This window comes from Citrobacter sp. KTE151 (assembly GCF_000398845.1).
GTDB lineage: Bacteria > Pseudomonadota > Gammaproteobacteria > Enterobacterales > Enterobacteriaceae > Citrobacter > Citrobacter braakii.
The window spans coordinates 224,146-247,117 of the sequence record NZ_KB976059.1; the positions used below are offsets into that span (position 1 = coordinate 224,146).

General features: G+C 52.4%; 17 protein-coding genes. 13 read left to right on the top strand and 4 right to left on the bottom strand.

The features are described from left to right. Window positions 1-47: 47 nt before the first annotated feature. The 3 genes from tamA to WC7_RS23110 are packed head-to-tail and all read left to right on the top strand — an operon-like array spanning window position 48 to window position 5,901. Window positions 48-1,781 (top strand): autotransporter assembly complex protein TamA, encoded by a 1,734-nt coding sequence (tamA, locus tag WC7_RS23120; RefSeq protein ID WP_016151449.1) that lies wholly within the window; start codon window positions 48-50, stop codon window positions 1,779-1,781. Then, window positions 1,778-5,554: an autotransporter assembly complex protein TamB gene (gene tamB, locus WC7_RS23115; protein WP_016151450.1), complete on the top strand. Its 3,777-nt coding sequence runs from the start codon at window positions 1,778-1,780 to the stop codon at window positions 5,552-5,554. Before tamA ends, tamB begins: the two co-directional genes overlap by 4 nt. A gap of 2 nt (window positions 5,555-5,556) precedes the next feature. Then, complete coding sequence (locus WC7_RS23110) at window positions 5,557-5,901, top strand: gamma-glutamylcyclotransferase family protein (protein ID WP_016151451.1); 345 nt, start codon at window positions 5,557-5,559, stop codon at window positions 5,899-5,901. Window positions 5,902-5,943: 42 nt separating this feature from the next. On the opposite strand, the gene WC7_RS23105 is transcribed toward WC7_RS23110, so the two are convergent. The 3 genes from WC7_RS23105 to ppa all read right to left on the bottom strand — a co-directional run bounded on the left by WC7_RS23105 (window position 5,944) and on the right by ppa (window position 9,834). After that, window positions 5,944-7,953, bottom strand: coding sequence for a TonB-dependent receptor domain-containing protein (locus WC7_RS23105; RefSeq protein ID WP_016151452.1), 2,010 nt, complete (start codon window positions 7,951-7,953; stop codon window positions 5,944-5,946). A gap of 83 nt (window positions 7,954-8,036) precedes the next feature. Beyond that, window positions 8,037-9,107, bottom strand: a complete 1,071-nt coding sequence (locus WC7_RS23100; RefSeq protein ID WP_016151453.1) for a 7-bladed beta-propeller protein YncE — start codon at window positions 9,105-9,107, stop codon at window positions 8,037-8,039. Between the two features lie 199 nt (window positions 9,108-9,306). Continuing rightward, window positions 9,307-9,834: an inorganic diphosphatase gene (gene ppa / locus WC7_RS23095; RefSeq protein WP_003025726.1), complete on the bottom strand. Its 528-nt coding sequence runs from the start codon at window positions 9,832-9,834 to the stop codon at window positions 9,307-9,309. A 309-nt stretch (window positions 9,835-10,143) separates the two neighbouring features. Here ppa and ytfQ point away from each other — a divergent pair, with 309 nt between their 5' ends. From ytfQ to WC7_RS23070, 5 genes are all read left to right on the top strand, one after another. Continuing rightward, window positions 10,144-11,100 carry a galactofuranose ABC transporter substrate-binding protein YtfQ gene (gene ytfQ, locus WC7_RS23090; RefSeq protein WP_016151454.1) on the top strand — a complete coding sequence of 319 codons (957 nt, stop codon included), beginning with the start codon at window positions 10,144-10,146 and terminating at the stop codon, window positions 11,098-11,100. An 85-nt stretch (window positions 11,101-11,185) separates the two neighbouring features. Then, window positions 11,186-12,688 carry a galactofuranose ABC transporter, ATP-binding protein YtfR gene (ytfR, locus tag WC7_RS23085; protein ID WP_016151455.1) on the top strand — a complete coding sequence of 501 codons (1,503 nt, stop codon included), beginning with the start codon at window positions 11,186-11,188 and terminating at the stop codon, window positions 12,686-12,688. Between the two features lie 13 nt (window positions 12,689-12,701). Then, entirely contained in the window at window positions 12,702-13,724 is a 1,023-nt protein-coding gene (gene ytfT / locus WC7_RS23080) for a galactofuranose ABC transporter, ATP-binding protein YtfT (RefSeq protein ID WP_016151456.1), read from the top strand. Beyond that, window positions 13,711-14,712, top strand: a complete 1,002-nt coding sequence (gene yjfF, locus WC7_RS23075) for a galactofuranose ABC transporter, permease protein YjfF (protein ID WP_016151457.1) — start codon at window positions 13,711-13,713, stop codon at window positions 14,710-14,712. Before ytfT ends, yjfF begins: the two co-directional genes overlap by 14 nt. Window positions 14,713-14,815: 103 nt before the next feature. Next, window positions 14,816-15,928, top strand: coding sequence for a methyl-accepting chemotaxis protein (locus WC7_RS23070; RefSeq protein WP_016151458.1), 1,113 nt, complete (start codon window positions 14,816-14,818; stop codon window positions 15,926-15,928). Between the two features lie 52 nt (window positions 15,929-15,980). Here the strand turns inward: WC7_RS23070 and fbp are convergent, their stop codons facing one another. After that, window positions 15,981-16,979, bottom strand: a complete 999-nt coding sequence (gene fbp, locus WC7_RS23065; RefSeq protein WP_016151459.1) for a class 1 fructose-bisphosphatase — start codon at window positions 16,977-16,979, stop codon at window positions 15,981-15,983. 175 nt (window positions 16,980-17,154) lie between these two features. Here fbp and mpl point away from each other — a divergent pair, with 175 nt between their 5' ends. The 5 genes from mpl (at window position 17,155) to WC7_RS23040 (ending at window position 22,922) form a co-directional block, all read left to right on the top strand. Beyond that, window positions 17,155-18,531 carry a UDP-N-acetylmuramate:L-alanyl-gamma-D-glutamyl-meso-diaminopimelate ligase gene (mpl, locus tag WC7_RS23060; protein ID WP_016151460.1) on the top strand — a complete coding sequence of 459 codons (1,377 nt, stop codon included), beginning with the start codon at window positions 17,155-17,157 and terminating at the stop codon, window positions 18,529-18,531. Window positions 18,532-18,818: 287 nt separating this feature from the next. Continuing rightward, complete coding sequence (locus tag WC7_RS23055) at window positions 18,819-19,571, top strand: MurR/RpiR family transcriptional regulator (protein WP_016151461.1); 753 nt, start codon at window positions 18,819-18,821, stop codon at window positions 19,569-19,571. Next, window positions 19,571-20,893 carry a 6-phospho-beta-glucosidase gene (locus WC7_RS23050; protein ID WP_016151462.1) on the top strand — a complete coding sequence of 441 codons (1,323 nt, stop codon included), beginning with the start codon at window positions 19,571-19,573 and terminating at the stop codon, window positions 20,891-20,893. Before WC7_RS23055 ends, WC7_RS23050 begins: the two co-directional genes overlap by 1 nt. A gap of 16 nt (window positions 20,894-20,909) precedes the next feature. Next, window positions 20,910-21,599, top strand: a complete 690-nt coding sequence (locus WC7_RS23045; protein WP_016151463.1) for a 6-phosphogluconolactonase — start codon at window positions 20,910-20,912, stop codon at window positions 21,597-21,599. 6 nt (window positions 21,600-21,605) lie between these two features. Beyond that, window positions 21,606-22,922, top strand: coding sequence for a PTS sugar transporter subunit IIC (locus WC7_RS23040; RefSeq protein WP_016151464.1), 1,317 nt, complete (start codon window positions 21,606-21,608; stop codon window positions 22,920-22,922). The last annotated feature ends 50 nt before the right edge of the window (window positions 22,923-22,972 follow it).

Sequence of the window (22,972 nt, forward strand, 5' to 3'; positions counted from 1 at the left end):
TAGTATTTTTTTCCAGGGGTGGGAAAAAAGGATATTCAGGAGAAAATGTGCCACATATCCGTCAGTTATGTTGGGTGGGATTACTGTGCTTAAGTGGCTCCGCCGCCGCAGCGAATGTTCGCTTACAGGTCGAGGGATTATCAGGACCGCTGGAGAAAAACGTCCGTGCGCAGCTATCCACGATTCAAAGTGATGAAGTCACTCCAGACCGACGCTTTCGTGCGCGCGTTGATGATGCCATCCGCGAAGGGCTAAAAGCGCTGGGCTACTTTGAGCCCACCATTGATTTTGAGCTGCGTCCGCCGCCGGCGAAAGGACGCCAGGTGTTGATTGCCAAAGTGACCCCTGGTGAGCCGGTGCTGATTGGCGGCACCGAAGTGATTCTGCGCGGTGGCGCACGTACGGATAAAGATTACCTGGATCTGCTGAAAACGCGACCGGCAATCGGCACCGCGCTGAATCAGGGGGACTATGATAACTTCAAAAAGTCACTCACCAGCGTGGCGCTGCGCAAAGGCTATTTCGACAGTGAATTTAATAAAAGCCAGCTTGGGATAGCGCTCGAACGCCGCCAGGCATTCTGGGATATCGATTACAACAGCGGTGAACGCTATCGCTTTGGGCATGTCACTTTTGAAGGCTCGCAAATTCGCGATGAGTACCTACAAAATCTGGTGCCCTTTAAAGAGGGTGAAGAGTACGAGTCGAAAGATCTGGGCGAACTGAACCGTCGTCTGTCGGCGACCGGATGGTTTAATTCCGTGGTCGTCGCACCGGAATTTGATAAAGCCCGTGAAACCAAAGTGCTGCCGCTGAAAGGTGTGGTGTCGCCGCGAACTGAAAATACCATCGAAACCGGGGTCGGTTACTCAACTGACGTCGGTCCACGGGTGAAGACCTCGTGGAAAAAGCCGTGGATGAACTCCTATGGCCACAGCCTGACCACCAGCGCCAGCATCTCTGCGCCAGAGCAGGTTCTTGATTTCAGTTATAAAATGCCGCTATTAAAGAACCCGCTGGAGCAGTATTACCTGGTGCAGGGGGGCTTTAAGCGTACCGATTTAAACGATACCGAGCAGGACTCCACTACGCTTGCGGTTTCCCGCTACTGGGATCTCTCCAGCGGCTGGCAGCGCGCGATCAACCTGCGCTGGAGCCTCGACCACTTTACCCAGGGTAACGTCACTAACACCACCATGCTGCTCTATCCGGGCGTGATGATCAGTCGGACGCGCTCGCGCGGCGGTCTGATGCCAGTCTGGGGCGACTCCCAACGTTATTCCATCGATTACTCCAACACGGCCTGGGGTTCAGACGTTGATTTCTCCGTCTTCCAGGCGCAAAACGTCTGGATCCGCACGCTGTACGATCGTCATCGCTTTGTAATGCGCGGCAACCTCGGCTGGATCGAAACCGGGGATTTCGACAAAGTACCGCCGGATCTGCGTTTCTTCGCCGGGGGCGATCGCAGCATTCGCGGCTACAAATACAAATCTATTTCGCCTGAAGGCAGCGACGGCAAGCTGAAAGGGGCCTCTAAACTGGCGACCGGCTCGTTGGAATATCAGTACAACGTGACCGGAAAATGGTGGGGCGCGATGTTTGTCGATAGCGGCGAAGCGGTCAGCGATATCCGCAGAAGCGATTTCAAAACCGGTGCCGGGGTCGGCGTACGCTGGCAATCGCCAGTGGGACCCATCAAGCTCGACTTTGCTGTCCCTGTGGGCGACAAAGATGAACATGGTTTACAGTTTTACATCGGTCTGGGGCCTGAATTATGAGTTTATGGAAGAAGATAAGCCTCGGCGTGCTGATTTTTATCCTGCTGTTGTTAGGCACGGTGGCGTTCCTCGTCGGCACCACTTCGGGCCTGCATCTGATCTTCAAAGCGGCGAATCGTTGGGTTCCGGGGCTGGAGATTGGTCAGGTCACCGGCGGCTGGCGGGATTTATCGCTCAAAAATATTCGTTATGACCAGCCAGGCGTGGCGGTGAATGCTGGCGAAGTGCATCTGGCCGTGGGGCTTAACTGCCTGTGGGACAGCAGCCTGTGCATCAACGATCTGTCGCTGAAAAATATCAACGTGGCGATCGACAGCAAAAAGATGCCGCCATCAGCGCCGGTTGAAGAGGAAGAGAGCGGTCCGCTTAACCTTTCCACACCTTACCCAATCACGCTTTCGCGCGTGGCGCTGAACAACATCAATATCAAAATCGATGACACCACGGTTTCGGTGCTGGAATTTACCTCCGGCCTGAACTGGCAGGAAAAAACGCTGACCCTGAAGCCAACGTCATTACAGGGGCTGCTGATTGCCCTGCCTAAAGTGGCGGAAGTGGCGCAGGAAGAGGTTGTCGAACCAAAGATTCAAAATCCGCAACCGGATGAAAAACCGCTCGGCGAAACGCTAAAAGATCTGTTCTCAAAGCCGGTGCTGCCGGAAATGACCGATGTCCATCTGCCGCTCAATCTCAACATTGAAGCGTTTCGCGGCGAGCAGCTGCGCGTGACCGGGGATACGGATTTAACGGTACATAACATGCTGCTGAAAGTGAGCAGCATTGACGGCAACATGAAACTCGATGCACTGGATATCGACTCGAATCAGGGGACGGTAAAAGCCAGCGGCACGGCGCAACTGACCGACACGTGGCCGGTCGATATTACGTTAAACAGCACGCTCAACGTCGATCCGTTAAAAGGCGAAAAGGTGAAGCTGAAGGTCGGCGGCGCGCTGCGTGAACAGCTGGAAGTCGGCGTAAATCTGTCTGGTCCGGTGGATATGGACCTGCGGGCGCAGGCGCGTCTGGCGGAAGCCGGATTGCCGCTCAACCTTGAGGTGGTGAGTAAGCAGGTTTACTGGCCGTTTACCGGCGACAAGCAGTTCCAGGCTGATGACATCAAGCTCAAACTGACCGGTAAGATGACCGACTATACGCTGTCGATGCGTACCGCTGTGAAAGGGCAGGATATTCCTCCGGCTACCATCACGCTGGACGCCAAAGGCAACGAACAGCAGATCAATCTCGACAAACTCAGCGTTGCGGCGCTGGAAGGGAAAACTGAGCTGAAAGCGCTGGTGGACTGGCAGCAGGCGATCAGCTGGCGCGGGGAGCTAACGCTGGATGGCATCAACACGGCGAAAGCGATCCCGGAGTGGCCATCAAAACTGAATGGCCTGGTGAAAACTCGCGGCAGTCTGTACGGCGGAAGCTGGCAGATGGAGGTGCCCGAGCTGAAGCTGACCGGCAACGTGAAGCAGAACAAGGTTAATGTACACGGTTCGCTGAAGGGTAACAGCTACCTGCAGTGGACGATCCCGGGCCTGCATCTGGAACTGGGACGCAACAGCGCGGATGTGAAAGGGGAACTGGGGGTCAAAGACCTCAATCTCGACGCGACGATTGATGCCCCGAGCCTGGATAACGCGCTGCCGGGACTGGGCGGTACGGCGAAAGGGCTGGTAAAAGTTCGCGGTACGGTTGAAGCGCCACAGCTGCTGGCGGATATCACCGCTCGGGGTCTGCGCTGGCAGGAGCTGTCCGTCGCTCAGGTGCGCGTCGAAGGCGACGTGAAATCGGCAGAGCAAATCGCTGGTAATCTCAACGTTCGCGTAGAGCGGATTGTACAGCCTGACGTGAATATTGGCCTGGTGACGCTCAATGCCAAAGGTAGCGAAAAGCAGCATGAGCTGCAGCTGCGCATTCAGGGGGAACCGGTCTCTGGGCAGCTCTCCCTGGCAGGTAGCTTTGATCGCCAAGAGCAGCGCTGGAAAGGTGCGTTAAGCGATACCCGCTTCCAGACGCCGGTCGGTCCGTGGTCCCTTAACCGCCCTGTCGCGCTGGATTATCGCAATCAGGAACAGAAAATCAGCATTGGGCCGCACTGCTGGAACAACCCGAATGCGGAACTGTGCGTACCACAAACCATTGATGCCGGTGCACAAGGACGCGCGGTGGTGAACCTTAACCGCTTTGACCTGGCGATGCTAAAACCGTTTATGCCGGATACAACCCAGGCCAGCGGCGTTTTCACTGGCAAAGCTGATGTTAGCTGGGACACCACCAAAGAGGGGCTGCCGCAGGGGCAGGTTACGCTGAGCGGACGTAACGTGAAGGTCACGCAAAGCGTGAACGATGCGCCGCTCCCTGTGGCGTTTGAAACGCTGAATCTGACCGCCGACCTGCACAATAACCGTGCCGAGCTGGGCTGGCTGATTCGCCTGACCAACAACGGGCAGTTTGACGGCCAGGTGCAGGTGACGGATCCGCAAGGACGCCGCAGTCTCGGCGGCAACGTCAACATCCGCAACTTTAATCTGGCGATGGTGAACCCCATTTTCTCGCGCGGTGAAAAAGCGGCAGGGGTGATCAACGCCAACCTACGTCTGGGCGGCGATGTGCAAAGCCCGCAACTGCTCGGACAGCTGCAGCTGAGCGGTCTGGATATCGACGGTAACTTTATGCCGTTTGACATGCAGCCAAGCCAGTTAGCCGTTAACTTCACCGGAACACGCTCAACGCTGGCGGGCGTGGTGCGTACGCAGCAGGGCGAAATTAACCTGAGCGGCGATGCCGACTGGAGTCAGATAGACAACTGGCGGGCGCGCGTTGCGGCTAAAGGCAGCAGGGTTCGTATAACCGTGCCGCCGATGGTCCGCCTGGACGTATCGCCGGACGTGGTCTTTGAAGCCACGCCGAGCCTGTTTACCCTCGATGGCAACGTGGATGTGCCGTGGGCGCGTATCGTGGTACACGACCTGCCGGAGAGCGCGGTAGGGGTTTCCAGCGATATGGTCATGCTTAACAACAATCTGCAACCGGAGAAACCGCAGACAGCAGGTATTCCGATCAACAGCAACCTGAACATCCACGTCGGTAACAACGTGCGTATTGACGCCTTTGGTCTGAAAGCGCGTCTGACGGGCGATCTGAAAGTGGTGCAGGATAAGCAGGGGCTGGGGCTGAACGGACAAATTAATATTCCGAGCGGGCGTTTCCATGCCTATGGTCAGGATCTGATTGTGCGTAAGGGTGAGCTGTTGTTCTCCGGTCCGCCGGATCAGCCGTTACTCAACATCGAAGCAATTCGTAACCCAGAAGCCACCGAAGACGACGTGATCGCCGGGGTTCGCGTCACGGGCACTGCCGATGAACCGAAGGCGGAGATCTTCTCCGACCCGGCGATGTCGCAGCAAATGGCGCTTTCCTACCTGCTACGCGGACAAGGACTGGATAGCGAACAGAGCGACAGCGCGGCAATGACTTCAATGCTTATTGGTCTGGGGGTTGCACAAAGTGGTCAGGTTGTGGGTAAAATCGGGGAGACATTTGGCGTAAGCAATCTGGCACTGGACACACAAGGGGTGGGTGATTCATCTCAGGTGGTTGTCAGCGGATACGTACTGCCAGGTCTGCAGGTGAAATATGGTGTGGGTATATTTGACTCCTTAGCGACACTCACGCTACGTTATCGTCTGATGCCTAAGCTATATCTGGAAGCAGTGTCTGGCGTAGATCAGGCACTTGATTTGCTCTATCAGTTCGAGTTTTAGCAATGCGAATATTTGTCTACGGCAGTTTACGAACCAAACAAGGCAACAGCCACTGGATGACCAATGCCCTGTTGCTGGGAAATTTCAGTATCGACAACTACCAGTTGTATAGCCTGGGCCACTATCCAGGCGCCGTTCCAGGAGAGGGAACAGTACACGGGGAAGTTTATCGTATTGATAACGCCACGCTGGCAGAGCTTGACGCTCTGCGTACCCGTGGCGGTGAATACGCACGCCAGTTAATTCAAACGCCGTACGGAAGTGCATGGATGTACGTGTACCAACGTCCGGTTGATGGCTTAACGCTGATTGAAAGCGGTAACTGGTTAGACCGAGACCAGTACTGATATGAACACGCCACCCTCGGGTGGCGTTGTTTTATTCTGGATTTAAAACTCCACGCGCGCGCCGAGGTTATAGCGGCGTCCTTCCACCTGTGCGGATTCGTTCCACGCGGTTGTCAGTTTCGGATCTTCATCCAACACGTTGTAGACCCCAGCCATCAGTTGCGTGTGCTTATTGAGCTGATAACGTAGGCCTACGTCCACCATCGTGTAGTCATCGTATTTATAGTTATTGCCGCTGTTGCGGTTACTGCTGCGATAATTCACCGTACTCCATACGTCCAGGCTTTGCGTTGCCGCCCAGTTCAGCGACAGATTCGCCATATGGCGCGGATAATCGTTTAGCGCGTAGCCTTTGTTAACGCCGCTTTTTTGTTCGCTGTGGTTCCAGGTGTAGTTAGCGTTGGCTTTTACATCGGCGGTAATCTGCCAGTCGGCATTCAGTTCTATACCGTATACATCCGCCTCGCTGACGTTGAAGTATTTACTGACCGAATCCGCGTTGTAGCCGTTGACGGAGCACTGGTTCGTCGACGTGGTTTCACAAATCGTTTGTTCAGCAATTTTGTCTTTGAACTGCGTATAGAAGACGGTGCTGTCGAGCGATAGCGCATCTCCCGTCCAGTAGAGGCCCAGTTCAGAGTTAACGCTTTGTTCTGGTTTCAGGTCGTCGTTACCAACGGTGAGGAAGGGATAAGGTACGGTTGAGCCGTAAGGGGTTACGAAGTTGCTGGACGTCGCACGCAGCTCCGGTTTTTTATAGCCTGCGGAAACGCCGCCTTTCAGCGCCCAGTCATTGCTAAAGGCCCAGTTACCGTACATTTTCGGCGTAATATGTGTGCCAAAATTGTCATCCTGGTCCATCCTCGCTGACGTGGTCAGGATGAAATCGCCAATGCTCCAGCCGTCTTCAGCAAACAATGCCCAACCGTTACGGCTGATTTTGGTCACCGGGTCAGATCCGGGCAGCGTTTTGTTGGCCACATCAAAGCGGTCATTCAGCTCTTCGCGCGTGAAATTCGCCCCAACGGTCAGTTTATGGGTGTCGAGCGTGAAGGTGGTTTGCGAATTGGCGACGTAGTTCTCCATCTGCACATACTGCGGGGACTGTCCGTCATAAACGTACTTCGAACGGCCTTTTTCATAGTTTATGTAGTTGGTCGTCGCGATGGTGTCGTCTGCATACCAGCCGGTATGCGTCAGGGTTGCGGAGTTACGATCGAACAGCCATGACCACGGCGCACCGCGTTTCTGGGTACGGTTTTTTTCCTGTTCACCGGTGACCACGTTAAGATCGAACAGGTTATTCTCGCTGGCGGCCAGGCCCAATGTCATATCAACGGATTTACGATTGTGTTTGCCAAAATAGTTATTGCGATCGTCATCGCGACGGTCAAGCCAGTCGGCCGCCACGCTAAGGCCGAGAACATCGGGCACAATCGGCCCCATGGTAAACAAATTCATCTGGCTGGTATTACCTAAATACTGGTGTTCCTGCAGCCAGGTATTGGCAGCAATTGCCGTGGTCCACTCTTTTGCGCCGTACGGTTTTTTGGTAATGACGTTAACCACACCGCCGATGGCGTCTGAGCCGTACAGCGAGGACATCGGCCCACGGATAACTTCGATACGCTCAATGGCCTCCATTGGCGGTAAGAAGTTGGCTTCAGTACCAATATCATGTCCGTAAGGGCGAGATTCACCGGTATTTTGTTTGACGCTGTTGACCATAAAAGCGGTATAGGACGGGTCCATGCCGCGGATCATAATGCTACCGGCGTTCATGCCACTGCTGTTGGTGACCGAGACGCCGGGAAGGTTTTTAATGGCTTCACCGATGCTACGGTCCGGCTGAATATCCAGCGTGTTACGATCGATAACTGAAATAGTGGCCGGCGCTTCGCGTTTTTGCTGCGAGAATCCGGATGCGGTGATCACCATTTCATCTTCGCTAGTGCGTGAGGTCTCGGTGAGTTCTTCTGCCTGGGTGGGGAAAATAACACCGCCTGAGAATGCAACGATCCCTGTCAGCGTAATAAGTTGACGCGTTTTCATAATATAGACACCTGAAAAGTAAAAAATAAAAACATCACCTTGCAGCTCAAAAAAGCTGCAAGGTGCAGATAGTTTTTTAATTATTAATATTTAGAGAGATCGATTTTCAGCACGTAGTCGGGCTTCACACCTGTCATTTTTTCCGACTGTTTGACGCTGACGTACAGGGTGTTAGCATCTGCCGAGAGCGCCAGGCTGTTAGGTAATGCATTGGTTTCAATGCTTTGTTTTACCTGGTAGGTCTTGCTGTTCACAATGCTGATGCGTTTAGCATTACGGTGGGTGATATAAACTTCCTGGCGTTTTTCGTTATATATCACTGCCAGCGAGTTAATAACCTTAATTGGTGCAATAACCTTACCGGTTTTAATATCAACAACCAGTACATCCGCTAAATCCGGATCGGTCAGGAATGCGCGGTTATTTTTTGCATCCAGGGCAATATTCAGGAAAAAATGTTTTTTATCTGGCTCAATGGTAAAGCGATTAATAATTTGATGGTTGTTGGTATCCAGCGTAATAAGCTCGTTTCGGCCATTCACAACATACAGGCGGTTCTTATTTGCATCCACGGCCATGCCGGTCGGGTACTGGCCCATGTTCTCGAGGGTGGCGATTTTCTCGCGCTTTTGTGTGTCCACCACCCAGACTATGCCCTTTTCAGCCACGCCGGAAACGTACAGACGGTGGTGCTGTTTATCGAGCACCATTTCACGCGTATGAACAATATCTTTCGGGTTTTTGGCTTCGCTCAGTTGCAGTATCGCCAGCTCTTTACCGCTGCGGGTATCGACTAGCGTTACTGAACCTTCCAGCGTGTTGCCGACATACAGCACCTGGTTTTCTTCATCCAGCGCGGTGGCAAAGGCACGACGGCTGGTGTCGATGACTTCAGTCGTCGTGAGTTTCTCCAGATCGAGTTTATAGATAAGCCCGCTGGTTTTATCTTTATCAAACGACGGCGACGAGGCGACAAAAAGTGCATTCTGCTGGCTATCAACCGCCAGCTCATACACGCCGTTACCGACATCGCGGGTCAGAAAATCTTTCTCAGGTAGCGTCTGCGCCACGCTGGACAGGCTGGTAAATAACAGCGCTGTGGCGAGTGCCACGCAGGAATAGCGTTTCAGGGACTTCACATTGTGGAGGTTCATTGACTTTTATTCACATTTATTTACATGCTGAGAATGATAATGAGATTGAATCTCATTCGCAATTAAGATAAATGAAATGTGACTACCCATTCTGGTAGGTCAAAAAGAAAACAGCGAAGGGGAGAGGTGGTAGAACGTAGAAATTTAAAAACCCTTACTAACCAGAGACTGGCGTTCAGGGTTTTAAGCAAACGCGAACTTACTTCTTCGCGCGCTCGAAAGAAGCAACGATTTCAGCTTTAGCGGCTTCAGCGTTGTCCCAACCGTCAACTTTCACCCATTTGCCCGCTTCGAGATCTTTGTAGTGTTCGAAGAAGTGGGTGATCTGTGCTTTCAGCAGTTCCGGCAGGTCGGTCACATCTTTGATGTGATCGTATTCTTTGCTCAGCTTAGTGTGCGGAACCGCAACCAGTTTCGCATCTTCACCGGATTCGTCAGTCATTTTCAGCACGCCAACCGGACGGCAGCGGATCACTGAACCTGGCTCCAGCGGGTACGGAGTCGGGACAAGAACGTCTACCGGGTCACCGTCCAGAGACAGGGTGTGGTTGATGTAACCGTAGTTGCACGGATAGAACATCGCGGTGGACATGAAGCGGTCAACGAACAGGGCGCCGCTCTCTTTGTCAACTTCGTATTTGATCGGATCTGCGTTGGCAGGGATCTCGATAACAACGTAGATATCTTCCGGCAGATCTTTACCGGCAGGGACGTTGAGTAAGCTCATGTCTGTTTCCTTTAAATAAGCTATGGCAAACAAGTGGCGGGTATTATAGCCAACTCGCGCTGAATGTCTCCGCTTGTTTTCGCTTTCTCTGCGCTCATTTTCTTCTTTTTACCCCTCTCTCGTGACAGAAAAATCCATATCTTCAGCCGCATTTTTCATAGCGAGATGAAAGCGATTACAAAGTTGTGATTAACGTTTTATTTACTTTTTTGAAGTGTGATGTAACGCAATTCGTTACATGCTCAATTGTCTATAGTTTTTTCGCGACGGTTTATTAACCAACAATAATCACCCTACGAGGACGCACTTATGTGGAAGCGCTTACTTTTAGTCACAGCAGTTTCGGCAGCCATGTCGTCTATGGCAATGGCAGCCCCTTTAACCGTAGGATTTTCGCAAGTTGGCTCTGAATCCGGCTGGCGCGCCGCAGAAACCAACGTTGCGAAAAGCGAGGCTGAAAAGCGTGGTATTACGCTGAAAATCGCTGACGGCCAGCAAAAGCAGGAAAACCAGATTAAAGCAGTTCGCTCATTTGTTGCGCAGGGCGTTGACGCTATCTTTATTGCGCCGGTCGTGGCAACGGGTTGGGAACCGGTTTTAAAAGAAGCTAAAGATGCCGACATTCCGGTCTTTTTGCTCGATCGTTCCATCGATGTAAAAGACAAATCTCTCTATATGACCACGGTCACCGCCGACAACGTGCTGGAAGGTAAATTGATCGGCGACTGGTTGATTAAACAGGTGAACGGCAAGCCGTGTAACGTCGTTGAGCTGCAAGGGACCGTCGGGGCCAGCGTGGCCATCGATCGTAAAAAAGGGTTTGCTGAAGCCATCGCCAACGCGCCAAACATTAAGATTATCCGCTCACAGTCCGGCGACTTCACCCGCAGTAAAGGGAAAGAAGTGATGGAGAGCTTTATCAAAGCGGAAAACAATGGCAAGAACATCTGCATGGTTTACGCCCACAACGATGACATGGTGATCGGGGCGATCCAGGCGATTAAAGAAGCGGGCCTGAAACCCGGCAAAGATATTCTGACCGGTTCCATCGACGGCGTACCGGATATCTACAAAGCAATGATTGACGGTGAAGCCAACGCCAGCGTCGAGCTGACGCCGAATATGGCAGGCCCGGCATTCGACGCGCTGGAGAAATTCAAAAAAGACGGCACGATGCCTGAGAAGCTGACCATTACCAAGTCGATCCTCTATCTGCCGGATACGGCGAAAGAAGAGTTAGAGAAGAAGAAAAACATGGGCTACTAGTTTTGCTGCCGGTCTTCCGTCGGCCTGATGGCGTTGCGCTTATCAGGCCTACGAAAAGGCCGTGATTTCGTACCGGAGGAATGCCATGACCACCGACCCCCATCAGGAAATCCTCCGCACCGAAGGATTAAGCAAATTCTTTCCCGGCGTCAAAGCGCTGGATAACGTGGATTTCAGCTTGCGTCGCGGTGAGATTATGGCGCTGCTGGGAGAAAACGGAGCCGGTAAATCGACGCTAATCAAAGCGCTGACCGGTGTTTACCATGCCGATCGCGGCACGATCTGGCTCGAAGGCCAGCCTATCTCCCCCAAAAATACTGCCCATGCCCAGCAGTTGGGGATCGGTACCGTGTATCAGGAAGTGAACCTGCTGCCCAATATGTCGGTAGCGGATAACTTGTTTATTGGCCGTGAACCGCGGCGTTTTGGCCTGCTGCTGCGCAAGCAGATGGAAAAACGCGCGACGGAGTTGATGGCGTCATACGGTTTTTCCCTCGACGTGCGCGAGCCGCTGAACCGCTTTTCCGTGGCGATGCAGCAGATCGTCGCCATCTGTCGGGCGATCGATCTCTCCGCGAAAGTGCTGATCCTCGATGAGCCCACCGCCAGTCTTGATACCCAGGAGGTAGAAATGCTGTTCGGCCTGATGCGGCATCTGCGCGATCGGGGCGTCAGTCTGATCTTCGTTACCCATTTCCTCGATCAGGTCTATCAGGTCAGCGATCGCATTACCGTCCTGCGTAACGGCGGCTTCGTTGGCTGCCGTGAAACCCGCGACCTGCCACAGATCGAACTGGTCAAAATGATGCTGGGTCGCGAACTGGATACCCATGCGCTACAGCGTGCGGGCCGTACGTTGCTGAGTGATAAACCAGTGGCGGCCTTTAGCGACTTTGGCAAGAAAGGCACCATCGCGCCGTTTGATCTACAGGTGCGTCCTGGTGAGATCGTCGGTCTCGCTGGACTGCTGGGATCCGGGCGAACGGAAACGGCGGAAGTGATCTTCGGTATTAAACCCGCCGACAGCGGCAGTGCGCTGATCAAAGGCAAAGCGCAGACCTTGCGATCGCCGCATCAGGCTTCGTGTCTGGGGATCGGCTTCTGTCCGGAAGATCGCAAAACGGATGGTATTATCGCCGCCGCCTCGGTGCGGGAAAACATCATTCTGGCATTACAGGCGCAGCGTGGCTGGCTGCGGCCTATTCCGCGGAAAGAACAAAATGAGATTGCCGAGCGTTTTATCCGCCAGCTCGGAATTCGCACCCCCAACGCTGAACAGCCGATCGAATTCCTCTCCGGCGGCAATCAGCAAAAAGTATTACTCTCGCGCTGGTTACTGACCAAACCGCAGTTCCTGATCCTCGATGAACCTACGCGTGGGATCGACGTCGGCGCGCATGCCGAGATCATCCGCCTGATCGAAACGCTGTGCGCGGATGGTCTGGCGCTGCTGGTGATTTCATCCGAACTGGAAGAGTTAGTGGGCTATGCCGATCGGGTCATTATTATGCGCGATCGCAAACAGGTGGCCGAGATCCCGCTGACTGAACTGTCCGTGCCGGCGATCATGAACGCCATTGCGGCCTAAGGAGACTATGGTGATGCCTCAATCTCTCCCTCAATCCACTCCACCGCAACGGCGATTCCGCTGGCCAAAGGGCATGCCACAACTGGTGGCGCTACTGCTGGTGCTGCTGGTGGATAGCCTGGTCGCGCCGCACTTTTATCAGGTGATTTTGCAAGATGGTCGGCTGTTCGGTAGCCCGATTGATATTCTCAACCGTGCCGCCCCCGTGGCGCTGTTAGCGATTGGCATGACGCTGGTGATTGCCACCGGCGGCATCGACCTTTCCGTAGGCGCCGTCATGGCCATTGCCGGTGCCACCACCGCGGCGATGACGGTGGCCGGGCACAGTCTGCCGGTGGTGCTGCTTGCCGCCTTAGGCTCCGGCATTCTGGCAGGGTTATGGAACGGGATTCTGGTGGCAATCCTCAAGATCCAACCGTTCGTTGCCACGCTAATCCTGATGGTGGCCGGGCGCGGAGTGGCGCAGCTTATCACCTCCGGGCAGATCGTCACCTTCAACTCGCCCGAACTGTCGTGGTTTGGCAGCGGCTCGCTCTTACTGTTCCCCACGCCAGTGATCATTGCCCTGCTAACGCTGGTGGTGTTCTGGCTACTGACGCGTAAAACGGCGCTGGGGATGTTTATTGAAGCGGTAGGCATCAACATTCGTGCGGCAAAAAACGCCGGGGTGAACACGCGCATTATCGTGATGCTCACCTATGTGCTGAGCGGTCTGTGTGCGGCTATCGCCGGCATTATCGTCACGGCGGATATCCGCGGGGCAGATGCCAATAACGCCGGATTGTGGCTGGAACTGGATGCCATCCTGGCGGTAGTTATTGGCGGCGGCTCGCTGATGGGCGGGCGCTTTAATCTGCTGCTGTCGGTGGTCGGGGCATTGATTATTCAGGGCATGAACACAGGGATTTTACTGTCGGGCTTCCCGCCAGAACTAAATCAAGTGGTCAAAGCCGTGGTGGTGTTGTGTGTGCTGATCGTGCAATCACAACGCTTTATCAGCCTGATAAAAGGAGTGCGTGGTCATGATAAAACGTAATTTACCGCTGATGATCACCCTCGGCGTGTTTGTGCTGGGTTACCTCTACTGCCTGACACAGTTTCCGGCTTTTGCTTCAACCAGAGTTATCTGCAATATCCTGACCGATAACGCTTTTCTGGGCATCATCGCCGTGGGCATGACCTTCGTGATACTCTCTGGCGGGATCGACCTGTCCGTTGGCTCGGTGATCGCGTTTACCGGCGTATTTCTGGCGAAGGCCATTGGCTACTGGGGTATATCTCCGCTGTTGGCGTTTCCCCTGATTCTGCTGATGGGCTGTGCGTTTGGCGCGTTTATGGGGTTACTGATTGATGCGCTGAAGATCCCGGCATTCATTATTACCCTGGCGGGAATGTTCTTCCTGCGCGGCGTCAGCTATCTGGTGTCTGAAGAGTCGATCCCAATTAACCATCCGGTTTATGACATGCTCTCAAGCCTGGCATGGAAAATTCCCGGCGGCGGTCGCCTGAGTGCAATGGGATTGCTGATGCTGGCGGTAGTCGTCATTGGCATTTTCCTGGCGCACCGTACGCGCTTTGGTAATCAGGTTTACGCGATTGGCGGTAACGCCACCTCTGCCAACCTGATGGGGATCTCAACCCGGAGCACGACCATCCGTATCTATATGCTGTCGACCGGGCTTGCGACGCTTGCCGGCATTGTCTTTTCAATTTACACCCAGGCGGGTTATGCGCTGGCGGGCGTCGGCGTTGAGCTGGATGCGATTGCCTCAGTCGTGATTGGCGGAACCCTGTTGAGCGGTGGGGTCGGTACGGTGTTAGGAACGTTGTTTGGTGTCGCCATTCAGGGGTTGATCCAGACCTACATTAATTTTGACGGCACATTAAGTTCCTGGTGGACGAAGATCGCGATTGGCATTTTATTGTTTATTTTTATTGCCTTACAGCGCGGCCTGACGGTACTTTGGGAAAATCGTCAAAGCTCGCCAGTAACCAGAGTGGGGACGGCGGCAACACCAAAGTAACATCCTGATTTTTCACTAAACATTTAAATACCTAAACTTTTTCCGGTTGTAGTCGATAGGTTCTGTACAGGTCTGTTTTAACCCTACAACCGGAAATATAACGATGCCAAAATCCCTTTCAATTCGATCAAGTTTGTTGGTGTTATTGTCTCTGCTGACGTTCCTTCTGTTGCTGACCGGCGGTATGGGGCTGTATGCCTCTACCCGTATCATTACTTCGTTGATTTACCACAGTATTATGAGTGCCTCGATGTTGGCTGCCCTCGCGTTGCTGGCGGTGATTTGGTTCATGTTGCGAAATAAGTTTCTCAAGCCGCTGGATAATATGGTTGAGCAACTGGAACGCCTGGCGACGGGGGATTTGTCGCCGGTTACCGCGCTGTCGGCCAGCGCCGAATTCAACCGTCTGAACGCGGCAATGGATGAAATGCGCCATGCGCTGGGCGACTCGGTACAGCGTGTCCGCGATGCCAGTTTACAAATTGATATTGGTAGCCGTGAGCTGACGGCCGGGAACCAGCATCTGGCACAACGTACTGAATCGACAGCCACTTCGCTGGAGCAGACCGCCGCCAGTATGGAAGAACTCACGGCAACCGTGAAACAGAATGCGCAGAACGCGGAACAGGCACACCAGTTGGCAAAATCGGTGTCGGATACCGCCGATCGCGGCAGTGAGATGGTGTGCTATGTGATTGAGAAAATGCGCGATATTTCCGGCAGTTCCAGCCGAATCGCCGACATCCTCAGCGTAATCGACGGTATTGCTTTCCAGACCAATATCCTGGCGCTCAATGCTTCTGTTGAAGCGGCGCGTGCCGGTGAGCAAGGGCGGGGCTTTGCGGTCGTTGCGGGTGAAGTGCGTAATCTGGCCAGCCGCAGCGCCGAGGCGGCAAAAGAGATCCGCACGTTAATCAGCGATTCACACACCCACGTGGGAGAAGGCAGCGAGCTGGCGCAGCAGGCGGGCGAAACCATGGATGAGATTGCCAATGAAGTGATGCGCATGACCAAACTGATGCGTGAAATTGCCAGCGCGTCGCAGGAACAGAGTCGCGGCATTGAGCAGGTGAATATCGCGGTGATTCAGATGGATGAAACGGCGCAGCAAAATGCGGCGCTGGTACAGCAATCTTCAGCGGCTACCCGCTCGCTGGAAGAGCAGTCACATGCGTTGCTCGAAGCAATGGCGGCGTTTAAAGTACAAACGGCGTAGGGGATAAATTTGCCGGATGATGGCGTTAACACGTCTCATCCGGCAAAGCGTATTACGCGTCCGGGAATTCGCGGATAAAGCGTTCTACATCTTCAACCATATGGTCGTTACCTACGAAGAAGGAGCGACGCTGGTGCAGGCTTTCCGGGGTGATATCCAGAATGCGATCTTTACCATCGCTCGCTTTGCCGCCCGCCTGCTCGGCCAGGAAGGCCATCGGATTGCATTCGTACAGCAGACGCAGCTTCCCTTGCGGGTGGCTGGCTGTGCTTGGGTACAGGTAGATCCCGCCTTTGAGCAGATTACGATGGAAATCCGCAACCAGAGAGCCAATGTAGCGCGAGGTGTACGGGCGCTGAGTTGACTTATCTTCTTCCTGGCAGAATTTAATGTACTTCTTCACGCCGTTCGGGAATTTAATGTAGTTGCCTTCGTTAATGGAGTACGTGCTGCCTTTCGCCGGGAAGCGCATACGTTCCTGGCTGAGGCAGAATACGCCCAGAGAAGGATCGTAGGTGAAGGCGTGTACGCCACAGCCGGTGGTATACACCAGCATGGTGGAAGAACCATAAACAACGTACCCCGCAGCAACCTGCTTGTTGCCTGGTTGCAGGAAATCCTCTTCCGTGACCGGCGTGCCGACTGGGGTTACGCGGCGATAAATAGAGAAAATCGTACCGACAGAGACGTTAACATCGATGTTGGATGAGCCATCCAGAGGATCCATCAGCACAACATATTTTGCGTGTTCACAGCCTTCAAAGACGACGATTTCATCTTCTTCTTCCGAGGCAATGCCCGCCACAATGTCGCGCGCCTTCAGTGCAGCTTTCAGTTTTTCGTTCGCGAACAGATCGAGTTTTTGCTGAACCTCTCCCTGCACGTTCTCAGCACCGCTGGCACCCAGGATATCGACCAGACCGGCCTTGTTGATATCGCGGTGGATGATCTTGGCGCCCAGCTTTATTGCCGACAACAAAGCAGTGAGTTCACCGGTAGCATGAGAAAACTCGTGCTGCTTTTCGACAATAAATTCACCTAACGTTTTCATAACACTTTCCCTGCAATTTATGTGGAGTAAAGCGACCGCAACAATATTAACAAATATTTCCATTGTCGCGCTTAGGTGAATCGCGCCAGCAAACTACGGAATATCCTGAAATGCGTTTCTCACTTGCCGGACATGTGCGTAAAATGGCCCCCAGATTAAAAAAGGATAGTGACGTATGCGCATTCATATTTTGGGAATTTGTGGCACTTTTATGGGCGGTCTGGCGATGCTGGCGCGCTCACTCGGTCATGAAGTAACCGGTTCGGACGCCAATGTGTATCCGCCGATGAGTACCTTACTTGAGAAGCAAGGCATTGATCTGATTCAGGGTTACGATGCCAGCCAGCTCGATCCGCAGCCGGACCTGGTGATCATTGGCAATGCCATGACCCGGGGTAATCCGTGTGTGGAAGCAGTGCTGGAAAAGAACATTCCGTACATGTCCGGCCCGCAGTGGCTGCATGACTTTGTACTGCGCGATCGTTGGGTACTGGCGGTTGCGGGGACGCACGGCAAAACCACCACCGCCGGAATGGCGACCTGGATCCTCGAAGCCTGCGGCTATAAGCCTGGCTTTGTGATCGGCGGCGTACCGGGTAACTTTGAGGTTTCCGCGCGCCTGGGTGAGAGCGACTTCTTCGTTATTGAAGCGGATGAGTACGATTGCGCCTTCTTCGATAAGCGTTCTAAATTCGTACATTACTGCCCGCGTACGCTGATCCTCAACAACCTTGAGTTCGATCACGCTGATATCTTCGACGATCTGAAAGCGATCCAGAAACAGTTCCACCACCTGGTGCGTATCGTGCCGGGCCAGGGACGCATTATCTACCCGGAAAACGACATCAATCTGAAACAGACGATGGCGATGGGCTGCTGGAGCGAACAAGAGCTGGTTGGTGAACAAGGTCACTGGCAGGCGAAAAAGCTGACCACTGATGCATCCGAATGGGAAGTGTGGCTGGACGGTGAAAATGTTGGCGTGGTGAAGTGGGGCCTGGTAGGCGAACACAACATGCACAACGGTCTGATGGCGATTGCTGCCGCGCGCCATGTTGGCGTCGTGCCTGCAGATGCAGCCAATGCGCTGGGCTCGTTCATCAACGCCCGTCGCCGTCTTGAGCTGCGCGGCGAAGCCAATGGCGTGACGGTGTATGACGATTTCGCCCATCACCCAACGGCCATTCTGGCAACGCTTGCGGCGCTGCGCGGTAAAGTGGGGGGCACGGCGCGCATCATCGCGGTGCTGGAACCACGCTCGAACACCATGAAAATGGGCCTGTGCAAAGATGACCTGGCGCCGTCGTTAGGGCGTGCGGACGAAGTGTTCCTGCTGCAACCCCCGCATATTCCGTGGCAGGTAGCAGAAGTCGCTGAAGCCTGCGTTCAGCCTGCGCACTGGAGCGGCGATGTGGATGCGCTGGCAGATATGGTGGTAAAAACTGCACAGCCTGGCGATCACATCCTGGTGATGAGTAACGGCGGGTTTGGTGGCATCCATCAAAAACTGCTGGATGGCCTGGCGAAGAAAGCCCAGGCAGAAGAAGAGTAAAAAAATGCCCGGTGGCGCTATGCTTACCGGGCCTACGATCCGTTGTGGGCCGGATAAGGTGTTTACACCGTTATCCGGCACTTTCTCAGGAGCACGATCTCCGTTGCCATCCGGCCTTCTGGTTACGCCATACTTCTCAACGGAATGGGAAGCCTCCATATGGAAATTTATAACTCAGATCGCAGAAATTAATTTCTAAATCATAAAATCTATTTCTGCTTTTCCCTTGCTAATATCCCCTCGAGAGCCAATGTGGCGTAAGTGCCACATAATAAAAGGTGCGCTCCATGCGAAAAAATTTAACCAATAATGAACTGCGAGTTTATAAATTCTGTCAGGAGAACCCTGCTGATGTTTATAAAATGAAAATTCATGAACTGGCAGATCGCGTTTATACTACCGCGCCATCTATTTCTAAGTTGGTAAAGAAATTAGGCTTTAATAATTTCCAGGAGTTTAAGGTCAACATTCGGGACGTATTCTCCAGATCGCAAAACTCGCAGCACCATAACGCGTTTGTTAGCGAATATATACAAGAAATGCAGGATGCTTTAACCAGAGTGTCTGAGAATAAAGTCAAAGTCTTTTGTGATTTTTTGTCCGACTGCAATACGATTATCACCTGGGGATACGGTACATCAGATAGCGTGGCGAACTATGTTAGCTATAATCTGATGGTGCTGGGCTTTAATATCCTCAATGAAACAGACTACACCAACTGTAATGTCCGCAGCCGCTTTCTGACCGCTAACGATTGTATGCTGATTGTTTCCAACAGCGGTGAGTCAGAAATGCTGGAAGAGATAATTTTTAATGCCAGAAAAAACGGCATCAAGGTGGCCGCGATTACCAGCCGGGAAAACTCTACGCTGGCGCTTAAGGCCGATGCGGTCTTGATCTACAAAAACGCCATTATTAAAGATACTGCTTTCGAAAATATAAGCTATCCGATCCAGATAGCCATCGTAGATATTATGCTTTTCCATTTATCCAATGTCAGAAAAGTGTCGTTGAAATTTAATTCAAAAGTAGAAGACTAATGAAAAAACTAAAACTCGTGGTGATTGGCGCGGGTAGTAGCTATACGCCAGAACTGATTGAAGGGGTAATTAAAAACTACCATCAACTTCCCATCTCTCACATCGCTTTTGTCGACGTTGAAATGGGTAAAGAGAAAATGAATATCATTTTCGATCTCACCAAAAGAATGCTTGCCAAAGCAAATTTACCAATTGATGTCATCCAAACTTTTGACCGCAAAACAGCGCTGCTGGGTGCCGACTTCGTGGTGACTCAACTGCGCGTCGGTGGTATCGATGCCCGAATCGTTGATGAAAAACTGCCGAAGTCATACGGTTTTATTGGTCAGGAAACCAACGGCGCGGGCGGGATGTTCAAAGCTCTGCGCACCATTCCGGTCATCATTGAAATAGCGAATGAAATGAAGGCGATTTGTCCAAACGCCTGGCTGATTAACTTCACCAATCCAGCTTCCATGGTGACAGAAGCGGTACTCAAATACAGCCACAACAATCGGGTCATCGGCCTGTGCAATGGTCCTGTCAATATGACCCATCAGGTGGCCGGGCTGCTGAATGCTAACGTAGAGGATTTATACGTCGAGTTCAAAGGCTCCAACCATATGAACTTTATTACCAAAATTTTGCATAACGGCGTCGACCGTACCCGCGAAACCATCGAGATAATCAACGCCGCCGACGTCGATGCACTGAGCTTTAAAAACATCAGTAATGAGCAGTTTAATAAAGAGCTGCTGGCCGCCACCAATCTGATCCCCTCTTCCTATTTAAAATACTACCTCAAGACGACTGAAATGCTGGCCGAGCAGGAAGCAGCCGAGCAATCACGAGGTGAGATCGTCAAAAATATCGAAGCCGAACTGTTTAAAAAATACAGCGACGTTACGCTTCAGGATAAGCCTAAAGAGCTGGAAGCCCGCGGCGGTGCGCTTTATTCCACCGCCGCGCTGAACGTTATTCGCGCTATTTACCTCGACGATAAGAGCATTCAAACCGTCAACGTTCGTAACGATGGTGCTATCACTAATTTACCGGAAGAGGCGGTAGTTGAAGTGAACTGTGTGCTTACCCGTAATGGTCCGATTCCAATTTGTACTGGCGAGATCCCATCTCCTGCGAAAGGGATTGTTTCCATGATGAAAGACTATGAATCGCAGATCGTTAAAGCCGCCGCCACCGGCGATTATCAAGCGCTTATTTCAGGCTTTATTTTCAACCCATTATGCTCAAGCGACACTTCGGGCGTGGCGTTAGTCAAAGAGATGCTGCTGGCCAATAAAAAGTATCTTCCTTTATTCGCCAAAAAGATTGAATCACTTTAATAGCGAGAAGAAACGGATGAAATGTACAACGTTTGATACCAATGCCGCGCTGGCTGAACAGGTCGTTAGTGAGCTATCCGCGCTCAAACCACATTCTCGCGTGCTGATCCCCTCCGGTAGCACGCCTCACTGGATTTACGAAGCACTGGCAGCGACACCGTTTGCCGAACGCCTTACCTTCTTTGCGCTGGATGAGTGGGTCAACGTGCCCAGCGAATCAGATGGCAGTTGTCTGAACATGATTAATCAGGACTTTGTGCACAAATGTGCCTATCCGGTGCGGTTAGTCCATTTCAATCCGTTTGCCTCTACGGCACAAAATATTGCCCATTACCAAACCGCGCTCAACGGTGAAGAGTTTGACTATGTAATTCTGGGCGTGGGAATGAACGGCCATATCGGCTTAAACGAGCCGGGCGTGCCGTTTGATGAGGATTATCTACAAACTGAACTGGATGACGTAACAATTAACGTCGCCAGCCATAAATACTTTTCCGGAGATGTCACCCTCACCGAGGGTATTACCGTCGGGCTGAATAAAATCATCAAAGCTGGAAAGGTGATTGTCATCATCAACCACGATACGAAAAAAGATATTTATCAGGAGATTGTTAACGGCGATGCGCACCACACTCAGGTTCCTGCCATCTATATCAAGCAGTTCCCGCAGGTTAATTATTACGTGACAAAAAACCTTATAGGGTAAGCGGGCATGAGCATAACCTCTCTACTCGAACAAAAGATGTTGCCACTGGCCGAGAAAATCTCGTCAAACATCTACCTGACTGCACTAAAAAATGCGTTTATTGCCCTGATTCCCTTTTTGATTGTCGGTTCATTTTTCGTATTGTTAACCAACTTTCCTGTTAACGGCTATCACGAGTTTATGAGTTCGCTGTTAGGGGAAGGCGTGCTGGATAAGCTCAATTACGGGATTAACGCCAGCTACGGATTAATGACGCTGCTGGTGATTATCACCTTCTCAAAGGAGTTAGTTGAAAAGCTTAATCTCAGCCAAAGTTCCGCTATTTTACCGGTGGCGATCTTTTTCTTAATGTCGCCTGGTCATATTACGACAGGATCGGGAGAAATCGTCGCCGATGCTTACGCGTTGCTCGACTTTAGCTCTGAATCGATGTTCTTAGGGATTATCGTTACTGTGGTCACCATCAAGGTGGTTCAGTTTCTGGAAAACAGGGCTTTTACCATCAAGATGCCTGCGAGTGTCCCGCCAGAGATTGCCAGGTCGTTTAAATCGCTGGTACCTATCTTCTTAGTGCTACTGTTCTGGATTATCGTCAAGGTACTGTTTGAGAACACGCCTTTTGGTACGCCGGGGAAATTTATCAGCGTCATGCTGCAACAGCCGTTGCTGTATCTGGGGAATTCCCTCTTATCGCAACTGATTGCTGAGATGATGATCAGTTTCTTCTGGTTCTTTGGGATCCATGGCGACTCTATCATGACATCCGTAATGGGGCCTATCTGGCAAACGCTCAGTGCGCAGAACCTGGCGCAAACTCAGGCCGCGCTGGTAGCGACCAACATCATTACTCAGCAGTTCAGGGATGTCTATTTGATTGCCGGCGGTACGGGCTTTACCGGGGCACTGTTGATTAGCATCTTTATGGTTGCCAAAAGTACGCGATTAAAGCAGCTCTCACGGCTGGCGGCACCGGCGGCAATTTTTAACATTAATGAGCCGGTTATTTTTGGTTTGCCAATCGTGCTTAATCCGCTGATGCTTATCCCGTTTATCATTACCCCAATGGTGCTGTGTACGGTTACTTATGTGGTTATCGCATTCGGCTGGGTTCCCCCCACCTCTGGTATCTCCATTCCCTGGACAACGCCGATCTTTATTTCTGGTTTCCTCACCACCGGGATTTCAGGCATTGTTTTACAGGCCGTGAATCTGGTTATCGCCACCGCGATTTATACACCGTTCGTGAAGATTTTAGATAAGCAGTATCTGCATGAAGAGAGTCAGTCAGAGAACGCTATGGGCGAAATGCAGCCCCAGCAGTAAGAGCACAGAATCCAGGCCGGATGAAGTATTTACATCATCCGGCACTTTCT